At 52.2% G+C, this 11,643-nt stretch carries 9 protein-coding genes and 1 tRNA gene; 8 read left to right on the plus strand and 2 right to left on the minus strand.

Translation table 11 applies throughout. The annotated features are described in order from the left end of the window. Positions 1-117: 117 nt before the first annotated feature. The 5 genes from IPG22_01700 (at position 118) to IPG22_01720 (ending at position 4,875) form a co-directional block, all read left to right on the plus strand. Complete coding sequence (locus IPG22_01700) at positions 118-597, plus strand: prepilin-type N-terminal cleavage/methylation domain-containing protein (protein ID MBK6587025.1); 480 nt, start codon at positions 118-120, stop codon at positions 595-597. Positions 598-610: 13 nt separating this feature from the next. Beyond that, a tRNA-Val gene (locus tag IPG22_01705) sits at positions 611-685 on the plus strand. Between the two features lie 244 nt (positions 686-929). Further along, positions 930-1,502 (plus strand): hypothetical protein, encoded by a 573-nt coding sequence (locus tag IPG22_01710; GenBank protein MBK6587026.1) that lies wholly within the window; start codon positions 930-932, stop codon positions 1,500-1,502. A gap of 252 nt (positions 1,503-1,754) precedes the next feature. Further along, positions 1,755-3,389 carry a hypothetical protein gene (locus IPG22_01715; GenBank protein ID MBK6587027.1) on the plus strand — a complete coding sequence of 545 codons (1,635 nt, stop codon included), beginning with the start codon at positions 1,755-1,757 and terminating at the stop codon, positions 3,387-3,389. 241 nt (positions 3,390-3,630) lie between these two features. Further along, positions 3,631-4,875, plus strand: a complete 1,245-nt coding sequence (locus IPG22_01720) for a hypothetical protein (protein MBK6587028.1) — start codon at positions 3,631-3,633, stop codon at positions 4,873-4,875. A 64-nt stretch (positions 4,876-4,939) separates the two neighbouring features. Here IPG22_01720 and IPG22_01725 read toward each other — a convergent pair whose 3' ends face one another. Together IPG22_01725 and IPG22_01730 are read right to left on the minus strand one after the other, a co-directional pair. Further along, on the minus strand, positions 4,940-8,029 hold the full coding sequence (locus IPG22_01725; protein MBK6587029.1) for a glycoside hydrolase: 3,090 nt from the start codon (positions 8,027-8,029) through the stop codon (positions 4,940-4,942). A gap of 136 nt (positions 8,030-8,165) precedes the next feature. After that, a complete protein-coding gene (locus tag IPG22_01730) occupies positions 8,166-8,387 on the minus strand; it encodes a hypothetical protein (GenBank protein MBK6587030.1) in 222 nt (73 codons plus the stop codon). A 253-nt stretch (positions 8,388-8,640) separates the two neighbouring features. On the opposite strand from IPG22_01730, the gene IPG22_01735 reads away from it, so the two are divergent. From IPG22_01735 to IPG22_01745, 3 genes are read left to right on the plus strand one after another with little or no spacing between them, the layout of a single operon-like run. Next, on the plus strand, positions 8,641-9,402 hold the full coding sequence (locus IPG22_01735) for a tryptophan-rich sensory protein (GenBank protein ID MBK6587031.1): 762 nt from the start codon (positions 8,641-8,643) through the stop codon (positions 9,400-9,402). After that, positions 9,399-10,910, plus strand: a complete 1,512-nt coding sequence (gene aroE, locus IPG22_01740; GenBank protein MBK6587032.1) for a shikimate dehydrogenase — start codon at positions 9,399-9,401, stop codon at positions 10,908-10,910. Before IPG22_01735 ends, aroE begins: the two co-directional genes overlap by 4 nt. Beyond that, positions 10,907-11,629, plus strand: coding sequence for a zf-TFIIB domain-containing protein (locus IPG22_01745; GenBank protein ID MBK6587033.1), 723 nt, complete (start codon positions 10,907-10,909; stop codon positions 11,627-11,629). Before aroE ends, IPG22_01745 begins: the two co-directional genes overlap by 4 nt. Positions 11,630-11,643 lie beyond the last annotated feature (14 nt).

The raw sequence follows: 11,643 nt of genomic DNA on the forward strand, positions 1-11,643 counted from the left end.
ACAGGCAAGCGGGACGCTTGCTCTCCAGTCATTGAAATTCACACCAAAACAAATTAAACTTTTGAAACAAAAGGCAAACGTTTTCGTGTTGAAAGCGGTGAGGAAATAAAGAATTCTATGAAAAATCTAAGAGTCCGTCTTAAAGATCAACGCGGTTTTAACCTTATTGAGCTTATGATCGTTATCGCGATCATCGGCCTGCTCATCGGTGTCGGCAGCATCGCCTGGCAGGCTGTCATTCGCTCGGGAAATGAGACCACAGCGGCGCAGAGTGTCGAAAATCTCAGAAAGTTTCAAGCCCAATACGCATCGCGAAACAAAGGCAACTTCGCAACATTTGACGAATTGATCGCAAAGGTCAGTCTGGATGAGAAGTTCAAAGGAGAAAATCCAGTTGTAAACGGTTATGTGTTCAGAATGACCGTCGTTCCGTCATCCTCCAGTGTACCTTCTTCGTACTCGATCAATGCCGATCCGCAGGTCGCTGAGGGTATTTCGGCAACCGGAACCCGACATTTCTACGTCGACTCGAATCTCAGCAGCATCAAGGGAACCGACGAAAATCGACCCGCAAAAGCTGACGACCCGAGCATCTAAATAAATATCAAAAGCCGTCTTAGCTCAGTGGTAGAGCACTCGCTTCACACGCGATAGGTCACAAGTTCAAATCTTGTAGACGGCACCATTTTCTGGATAAGGACGGACATTTCGCGATGTCCGTTTTTTTTGTCTGGGGCGAAATGGCCTTTCGTGCAACTCATCTTTGTCGCGAGTAGTCTTATCTGTGACAGCAAACAGCCTTTCGGTTCACTCTTCCGTTGCTAATCAGCTTCGCCGCTTTCCCCGTTTTGCTCGAACTTCCGTTAGAATAGCAGGCAATGCATGGCTGCAATGTTTAATAGAATATGAAAGGGAAAGGAATTATGAGTATGAAAAAAATACTAACGATATGTTTTTGCCTCGGCCTGATATGTGCGATACAGACCGCTGCTTCGGCTCAGTCCAAGTTTAAGTTGCTGGCGACAAATAAAACGTCGACCATGGAAAAAGAGTTGAATCAGGCGGCGGAGATCGGCTTTCGATTCGAGGGATTTAACGGCGGCGAAACGATGTTCGGCGGGAAGGAGACGGTGGCGATACTTTCGTCAACCGGCGACGCGAAACCTAAGTTCAAATACAAGCTGCTCGCCACCAACAAGACCTCGACGATGCAGAAGGAACTGCAGGAATATGGGAACATGGGCTATGAGTACAAAGGGCAAGCCGTATTCGAAACGACCTTTGGCGGAAAAGAGGTGGTAACGATCCTCGAAAAGGATCTGTCGGTCACCGAAAATCCGAAGTACGAATACATACTTTTTGCGACCAACAAAACGTCGACGATGGAAAAAGAGTTAAACACGATCACCGACCCGACCCAGAAATTCGTTGGCGTGACCGTCGCCGAAACCGCGTTTGGGGGGAAAGAGGTTGTTGTGATTACTAGGAAGCGGGTGAAATAGATCGAAATCGATCTCGGGTTTAGTGCCAGTCGGAAATAGAACACAGATTTAACAGATCAGGACAGATTTACACGGATATGAATTTTTGATCTGTGTGAATCCGGAAAATCCGTTTTATCCGTGTTCTATTCTTTTCCACAACATGAAAGCTGTCGCTTTCTAGAAATGTCCGCTCCGCTGGAGCTGAAAGCCCACCTTGTCTGCTAAACTTATCGAAAAGTTTCTGACAATCAGGAGAAAACTCACGTGATAATGCGACGACTATTTGTTCTTTTCATGCTTGCCATCGTGCCTGCGGTTGTCTTTTCTCAGGTTCCTGCCGATCTCAAGTCGAAGGCTGAGGCAACGAATTACGAAGAAACCAGTACTTATGTCGATGTGCAGGCGTTCATTGGGGAGCTGCAAAAACGCAGTAGGCTGGTGAGCGTTTCCGATTTTGGCACGTCGTTCGAGGGGCGAAAGCTGCCGCTGATGGTGCTTTCGGATCCGCCGGTTGCGACGGTCGCACAGGCAAAGGCGGCAGGGAAGCCGATAATCTTTATTTTCGCGAACATCCACGCCGGCGAGGTCGAGGGGAAAGAGGCGGTTCAGGCTGTCGCTCGTCGCCTGCTTTTCGGCGACCTGAAACCGATGCTCTCGAAGCTGACGATCCTGCTCGCTCCGATCTACAATGCCGACGGTAACGAAAAATTCAGCCTCAACAACCGCACGGCTCAATACGGCCCGGTCGCCGGAGTCGGTGTTCGTGAGAATTCGCAGAATCTTGATCTCAACCGCGATTACATAAAGCTCGAATCACCTGAGGCAAAGGCTCTCGTTGCCCTTTACACGGCCTGGGATCCGGTCTTGAGCGTTGATCTGCACACGACGAACGGTTCGTATCACGCGTATCATTTGACGTATTCGCAGCCGCTCAATCCGAACACCGATCAGCGAATTCTCGATTATCAACGAGACAAAATGATGCCAACGATCGCCGCCGCATTGCTGAAAGACCATAAATTCCGCAGCTATTATTACGGCAACTTCAAGGGCTTTTCGAACAAGCCGAAGGAAGGCGAAAAGGCTGTGTGGGAAGCGTTTACACATCAGCCTCGCATCGGACAGAATTACGCGGGTCTTCGCAACAGATTTACCATTCTTTCAGAAGCGTACAGCTATCTGCCGTTCAAACGGCGCGTTGAGGTGACCGAGAGCTTTGTGGAAGAGATCCTGAACTTCAGCGTCGCCAACGGTGCCGCGATGAAGCAGATGGTTAGAACGATCGACGAAGACACCGTCAAAAAGCTGAAGAGCAGCGACCCTGGCGAAATGGGCGTTGCCTTTCAGCCGAAAGCTCTGCCGAAGCAGGTCGAGATCCTCGTCGGCGATGTCGAAAAGATCAAAAACCCGCGTAATGGCAAAGACATGACCGCGATGCTCGAGGACAAGATCACACCGATGTTGATCGATGACATCGGAATGTTCGCCGCAACCCGCAGCGTCAAAGTGCCAAAAGCCTACGTTTTTGCTTACGACAAAGCGATCGTCGACAAATTGCTGCAGCACGGCATCAAGGTCGAGGAACTGACGAGCGGAACAAGCCTCGATGCCGAGACCTTTACCGTCGAAACGATGACCAAAGCCGCACGACCATTCCAGGGCCATCTTGAAGCAAAGGTAACCGGAAAATACAGCTCAGCAAAGACGGCATTTCCCTCTGGGACTGTTCTGGTCAGAACCGCGCAGCCGCTCGGCCGTCTCGTTTTCTATCTTCTCGAACCGGAAAGCGAAGACGGCCTAACGACGTGGAATTTCTTCGATACCAATTTGACCATCGGCAAAGCTCATCCCGTGAAGAAAGTGATACAGCTTGGCAATGTTCCAAGCCGCGTTCGAAGTATGTGAAAATGATCGATCAGGTCGATCGGTGCCTTATTTTGTGAAGGGCCTCCGGTTATGGCTGGAGGTTTTTTGCGCTCTGAGTTGGGAACTAATACGCAGTTTGTGTGAGAAATCCCACGCAGATTCCTGTCCGATCTTCTTAATTATCGCGTTCAATAGAGCTAATGGCAGGCACGGCTTTTGCGTTTGAATATATGGACTGAATCGCATAGATCCCTCTGATCGGCACAGCCAAGGAGTTATTATGAAGGAAGAATCTGAACATCGTTCACTGCTCCTAACGTTCTCCCGCGGATTGCTCTCAATTTCGGTTTTATCGGTGATCGCCTTCATTGGGCTGGCCGCCGGACAGGACGCAGATCCTTACAAGGCTGCGGCTGCTCAGGCACCAACAATGGCCGATGCACCGCTGGAGTTCAAGGCCATGAGTCAGCGGAACATGGTCAGTGGAGTGAATCAATATGTAGGTTGGACGCCGATCATTAGCGGTCGGATACTGGGACGCACCAATTCCGGCGATGCCGTGACTATCGAGCTCGCGCAAGCCGGGAAATCGGTCCGAACATTTCGAGCTCCGCTAAGAGGCAATCGCGGAGAAACCTGGTTTGAAGACTGGGACTTTCGCGGCGACGACACAAAAGATCTTATGACCGCGGTCGGCCAGTTCACAGCGACCTTCAAATACGTGAACGATCTCGCCGCGACGACCACGCCGCTGGCAGTTCGAAAATTCAACGTTCTTCGCTTGGTTGACTACGAAAACAGTAAAAATGTCTGGAAGTATGGTACAGATTACGGTGATCTTCTCGGATTTAGCTACCTTGTCGAGCGTCAGCAGCTCAGCAGTCAAAGCCCGTCTGTTTGGATATACACGTGGATGAATCTCCCGCACGACTCGATCTTGAAGGATATAACATATCGCATCGAGGTCGACGGCAAAATAGTGCCGCCATCGGATGAATTTGACGCGGGACAAAACCACGAATCGATCACGACGTTCGACCAGGAGGAGGCGTTCTTTGTCAAAGCCGCGAATGACCGAGTAATAAACAAGAATAACGTATATCTCGTTGTCTTTCGGCCGAGGCTGATCTGGGGGCCGAAATCGGAAACTGCGGGTAATGCCAACTGGATGTGGCTCGTCGACCATCCGGGCAAATGGAGCTTGAAAATAAGGATCGCGGGTGAGGTTGTTCGCGATCTGCGTTTCACGGTCCTGCCGAATGGACATATCCAGCGCCATCCGGAACAAGATCCGGCAACCACAGGATCTCTAAATCTTGGACCGGGACGGTATTTCGTCGAAACTTACTTTCCGAACCCGAACGCATTCGACGGCAGGTTCGATGCCGATGCTATCCGCGAAGGAACGCTCTTCGGACGTCCGTGGACCAGCCGCGAGGTAAAGGAAGGCATGCTCATGGCATTGCCGCCTAAAAACGCCGGAAAGATCCCGTTTCCGCAGCCGGCATTGCCGCCGGTAAAATGAAAAAAAGTCTATCGCGGAAACTAAGCCCGCGATAGACTTGCTTGGATAGAAGAAGGACGAGTTATTAGCGTCCACCGGCCGAGGCTGCCGTTCGGGCAGCTTCGGCCTTTGCCAATGCGGCCTGAAGGTCTTTTGCCGCGGCCACTGCCTGCGTGCTCGGTGCTACGTCGGCGTCCTGCAACAGGTCGAGGAGTTGAGTGAAGGCACCCGCAAGCCTGCCAAGTGGAAAGTCATCCACCGGCACGGGCTCTCCGGCACCGCCGACTCGCTGTTGGCCGCCTCCGATCATGGCCCTCAACTTCGCAAGTTCAGAGCTCGTCGGCTGCGTTCTTTCGAGATCGGCGATCCGCTTTGTTACTTCAGCCGTAAGGTTCCTCGCGCGGATAATTCCCTCATAAGCCTGGATCGAGAGATCGAACTGCTGCCTAAGCCCCGCAGTTGAGGTTGTCACACGCGGGTCCATGCGGACATTCAACTTCTGGGTAAAGCTTTTGCCGTCGACAGTTAGCTTGACCGTGTAAACGCCGGGGAGAACTGCTGGGCCCTGCGGCGTCCATGGAGTGTCCTTGTATATCGCCGAGATCGGCAGGTCGTAGCTGTCGGCAGGCGGATTTGGATATAGCAGGTCCCACGTGAACCTCTGCATTCCCGCTTCGTTCTTGAGCGGTTCGAACGGGCGGATCCAATACGGCGGCGGATTGATTCTTTTCAGGTCAACGGCAAGCGGTTTGTCATCGCTGGCAAAGCGGCGGACGAGTTTGCCCGCGGCATCGGTTATCTCCAAAACCACCGGGGATTTGGCTGGTGACTTCAAATAGTAATTGATGATCGCTCCGTCCGGCGGATTCTGGCCGGCCGGTTCCTCGGGAGGGAACGGCGTGTCGGTGTGCAGGCTGCGTTTCACGCGGGTTGCCCTCTGTGGAGCAAAAAGTACCGCGTTCTCGCCTTTTGTGCCGGCATTTAGTTGACGGAGCGGTGTTACATCATCGAGGATCCAGAATGAACGTCCGTGCGTTCCGACGACGATATCATCGTCCTTTACAACCAGATCCCGGATCGAGGTTGCGGGCATGTTGAGACGCAGCGGCTGCCAGTTGTCGCCTTCGTCGGTCGAGAAATAGACTGCCTGTTCGGTACCGCAGTAGAGTAATCCTTTGCGGATCGGGTCTTCGCGAACCACGTTAACAATGCCGCCATTCGGCAGGCCTTTGGCGATCTCTTTCCAGGTTTTACCGCCATCATGCGTGCGGAAAATGTGAGGCCGTAGGTCGTCGAGACGGAACGTATTGATCGCCGCGTACGCTGTATTGGCGTCAAATCGCCCGGCGTCGATGAGCGAGACCTTTGCCCATGATTTAAGTTCGGGCGGAGTGACATTTGCCCAATTCTTGCCGCCATCGCGGGTGACGTGGATCAAGCCGTCATCGGTCCCGGCCCAGATCGTGGCGAGGTCCTTGTATGATGGAGCGACCGTGTAAACAACGCCTCGCCGCGGCATCGTTTCCATCTCTTTTGTTTTATAAATGCCGACGTTTTCAGGCACATCCCACTTCTCACGCGAAAGATCAGGGCTGATCACTTCCCAACTCTGCCCACCGGTCGTGGTCTTGAAGATCACGTTCCCAGCGTAGAAAAGACTTTTCTTGTCAACCTCTGAAAAAATGACCGGCGCCGTTCGCAGGAAGCGGTATTTCCCGGTCCGTACAGCCTCGGGAGCGATGTTTTGAACGTGCCGCGTACGGCGGTCGAACCGTGTAAGTTTGCCTCCATAAACGATGTCGGGGTCGAGTGGGTCGGGCGCGACGTAGCCATATTCCTCGACGCCGACGGTTTCCCAGTCCCATGCTCCGATCGCGCCTGTGTGGCCTCGAGACTTCACGCACGCCGAGCCGCTTTCCTGCTGTCCCCCGCAAACGCGGTAGGGAAACGAATTGTCTGTATTCACATGGTAGAACTGAGCGGTCGGCTGATTGTACCAACTCGACCAGGTTTCGCCGCCGTTGACAGTGACCGTTGCCCCCTGATCGACCGCGAAGAGCATGATCTCAGGTTGCTCGGGATTGATCCAGATGCGGTGATAATCGTCGCCTCCAGGAGCTCCTTTCAGCCCCTCGAATGTCTTACCGCCGTCCGTTGATTTGAAGGACGCAACATTCGCGACGAATACAGTTTCAGGGTCTTTCGGATGGACACGGATCTCGGCAAAATCGCTCCCGCGGCCCCACAAACGTGGGTCGCCATTCAACAACGTCCAGCTATCGCCGGAATCATTTGAGCGATAAACTCCGGCAAACTTCGCCTGAGCATCGACCGTGGCGTAAAGAACCGTCGGATTCGAACGCGAGATCGTAAAGCCGATACGGCCGAGGCCTTGCTCGATCGTGGGCAGGCCTTTCGTGAGTTTATTCCACGTATTTCCACCGTCGGTTGACTTGAACAGGCCGCTTTCCTTGCCCTGCCAGGCTCCGTTTTCCCACGGTCCCTGGCGTCCGGCCCACATGTCTGCATAGATGATGTTTGAGTTCTTTGGATCGATCTCGACCTGAAATGCTCCCGTATTTTCGTCTTTGTAGAGAACACGCTGAAATGTCTTGCCGCCGTCGGTCGAGCGGTAAACGCCGCGTTCTTCATTCGGCCCGTAAGGATGGCCGAGGACAGCGACGAAGAGGCGGTTCTCGTCCTTTGGATCAACCGTAATGCCGGCGATCTGCTGGCCTTCGCGAAGCCCGAGATGCGTCCACGTTTTGCCGCCGTCGCTTGATCGGTACATGCCGTCGCCGGTCGAAAGGTCGGGGCGCTGCAGGCCCTCGCCGCTGCCGACGTAGATCACATTTGGATTTGACGGAGCGATCGCGATGTCTCCGATCGAACCGGTCGGCTGGTCATCGAATATCGGTTTCCACGTGCGTCCGGCGTCGGTCGTTTTCCATACGCCGCCGTTATTTACGCCGATAAAAAAGACATTTGGCTGAGACGGAATGCCGACGGCACCGACGGTTCGGCCGGCTCGAAACGGCCCGATCATTCGCCATTTCATACTCTGATAGAGCGAAGCGTCAACGGATTGTGCGAACAAAAATGCAGGAACTGAGAGCAATAGTAGTAATGCAGCTAAAACCACGCTGCGGCGAGACGAGACGGCCGAACTTGACATATTTTGATCTCCTGAATAGGTATATTCAGAAGATTATCAGATATTTCGAAGATCGGTTATTCGAAAGCTCGTAGAAACAAAAAAAGCTGCCTGATCGAGTATTCGATCAGGCAGTTGTCTCATTGTTAAACTGGGGTCAGGCAGTTTCGCCAGCTTCGTTTTTCCAGATCGCCATCGATCCGCCGGGTTTCTTGGGCTTTTCACTTTCCTTCGGCGGCGGGTTTTTGGGTTGCGGATTGACGACCGGCGGCTGCGGCTTTGGCGGAGTTGGCTTTTTGTCGTCCTTTTGGGCGAAAGCCGCAAACGAAAGGCCAGCGACCAAAGCAAATGTGAATAGGATCTTCTGTATAACTCTCATGGCTTTTTCTTTTTCCTCTTTCGTAAAATTACGCCTTCGGGGAAAGAGGGAAAGTGCGTCCGTCTATTTTTAAGGCAATCCCAGTGCCATAGACGCTCTTATGACGCTTATGCAGGTTATTTGGTTGGTATTATTATTATTTGCCACTATCGCCATTTACAAAACTTTACGTTTTCCGTTATTTTCATACGAAAACGTGAATTCGACAACGCTGAACGCCGATGTTTTATCCCATTAGTGAGATAATTTGAGAATGGAAATTCCGGCAAATTCTCAGGATCGAATGCGGTCGATCCTACTTTTGGTCGCGACCCTTGGTACGCTCGTTTTTAACGGCCTTGCCGCGACTGGCTACGTGAATGGTATTACCCCCGAAGTTATTTCGGACAAATACCCCACGGTTCTGACGCCGGCGGGCTATGCTTTTTCGATCTGGTCGCTGATCTACATCGCGCTGATCGCGTTCAGTGTTTATCAGATGTTGCCGCGAAATCTCGTCCGGTTTCGCAGCGTCAGATCGCTGTATGTGATCAGCTGCGTGCTGAATTGTTCGTGGATATATTTTTGGCATCGCGAACAGATCGCTTTTTGTTTCGGGCTTATCTTTGCGTTACTGGTGACATTGATAGTGATCCTGATCCAATTTGCGCGATCGACCGATCAAAGCGGGCCGATATTTACAAAAGGTGCTTTCGGCATTTATGCAGGCTGGGTGACGGCGGCGACACTAGTTAATTTTGCCATCATGTTGAAGTATTTCGGCGTTGAGCTTTCGCCCGTCGTCGGGAGCTTACTCGGAGCGGCGGCTCTCGTGGTTGCGGCGGCGATGGCTGCGTTCATGAGATTTCAGCTTAGAAATTATCTCTATCCAATGGCTGTTGCCTGGGCTGCCACGGCGATCGCGGTCAAGCAGAGCGGCAATACCGTTATCGTCATAGCCGCGTCGATCTGTGTGATCTTCTGTTTGGTCTTAGCGGCGAGTTTTGTCATGAATCAAAAGAGTACGACTACATGATCGACGGCAAGATCTGCGTTTCGGTTTGTGCCAAAACCGCGGATGAAATGATCGAGAGAATCAGATCGGCGGAGAAATTTGCGGATGTTGTAGAAGTGCGTTTAGACTGCCTTGATGGCGAACAGCTCGACATTTTTGAATCTCAAATTTCAGATCTGAAACTTGATAAGCCGATCCTCGCAACCCTTCGTGCGCCGGAACAAGGCGGAAACGGGGCAGCAAAGCTAGACCAACGGATTTCGTTTTGGAACGCGGAAGCAGCGAGGTTTTGGGCCATAGATCTCGAGGAAGATATCTTGAACGAGATCAGGGGCGGCTCCATCCGGATCGCGTCGCACCATGATTTTGCAGGTGAGCCTGCAGATCTTAATGATATTTTCGAACGTCTCGCTGCGTCTGATTTCGACATCATTAAGATCGCGGTAACAGCAGGCGATATAACAGACACCATCGGCATCTGGAAACTGATCGAACGGTCCCGCCTTAAAGGCAAGAAGATGATTCCGATCGCGATGGGCGATGCGGGAAAATGGACACGCATTCTCGGTCTCGCACACGGAGCTTTTTTAACCTACGCCTCGCTAGACGCCGGCGGTGAAACTGCTCCCGGGCAAGTGAATGCTGAGGAATTGATAGGACTCTATCGTGTAAAACAGCTCGATCGAGACACAAAAGTGCATGGTATTCTCGGCGATCCGGTTTCACAGTCTCTGTCGACGTTCATGCACAACCCGGCATTTGCTTCGGTCGGGTTTAATGGAGTATTCATTCCGTTCCTCGTGAAAGATATCCACGAGTTCATGCGTCGAATGGTTCGTCCGGAAACACGTGAGGTCGAGCTGAATTTCGGCGGTTTTTCTGTCACGATGCCGCACAAACAAGCGATCATGCAGCACCTTGACACCATTGATCCGATCGCGGCAAGAATCGGGGCGGTCAATACCGTAAAGGTTGGTGACGATGGAAAATTGACTGGTTACAATACTGATGCTCACGGATTTATAACCCCTTTGAAGGCAAAATATGGTGATCTGCTTGGGGCAAGAGTCGCTGTTTTCGGCGCCGGGGGGGCGGCTCGAGCCTGCGTTTATTCGCTTAAGGAAGAAGGGGCTGAGGTTGAGCTTTTTGTCCGAGATGTCGAAAAGGCGCTGGCATTCGCAGATGAATTTGAGATACCGATAAACTTAATTTCAAATTTCAAGCCGAGTGCGAACATCGAAATATTGGTTGATAGCACACCGCTAGGCATGTCAGGCTCATACGAGCAAGAAACCCTATTTACGGCGGACCAGCTGAAAGATGTAAAATTCGTCTACGATCTAGTGACGAAACCATACGATACACCGATCATTCGCGAAGCGAAAAAAGCGGGAATTCCGGCCATCGGCGGGCTGGAGATGCTGGTGGCTCAGGGGGCGAAGCAGTTCGAGATCTGGACAGGAAAGCCCGCTCCTGTAGAACAAATGAAACAACTGATACTTGCCAGATTCGCAGAACTGAATAAATGACCGTTGAAGCTCTAAATTGTCCAAATTGCGGTGCCGGCGTCCAGAGCGATCGGCCGCAGTGCGAGTTTTGCAAAACTCGGCTCAAGACCGTTGGCTGTCCATCGTGTTTTGGGTTGATGTTCGTTGGAACTAAGTTTTGCGGCCATTGTGGAGCGATCGCGGCACCGATCGAGGTCGGTTTAGACGAGACATCGGGCGATTGTCCGCGTTGCCGACGCGATCTTGAACCGCTGCAGATCGGGGAAACGGAGCTTCGTGGGTGTACGAAATGCGACGGGTTGTGGCTGGACGCTGTAACGTTCGAAACTATTTGTGCAGATCGCGAACGTCAATCGGCGGTCCTTGGATTTCTCGACGAACGGCGGGCGATCAGCCAGCCGCAGACAAAGGTAAGCTATGTGCCTTGTCCGGATTGCGGGCAACTGATGAATCGCAGCAATTTCGCAAAAGCGTCGGGAGTTATTGTTGATATTTGTAAAAAACACGGCATTTGGTTCGATGCAGATGAACTTCCGGCGATCATCGAATTTGTTCAGAAAGGCGGAATGGAGATCGCCAGGCAGCGTGAGCGAAACGAGCTTGAGCAGGAACGCGAGAGGCTGCGCGACGAACAGCGGCGACTCGCAATGCAGGCAAATCGCACAGGTCTCAGCGGCTTTCTTGAAGATCCAGCCAACTCAGGAACCAGAACTTTCGTCAGACGGTTGTTCGATATCTAGCAGCCGCCTGAAAA

This window comes from Acidobacteriota bacterium (assembly GCA_016703965.1).
Lineage (GTDB): Bacteria > Acidobacteriota > Blastocatellia > Pyrinomonadales > Pyrinomonadaceae > OLB17.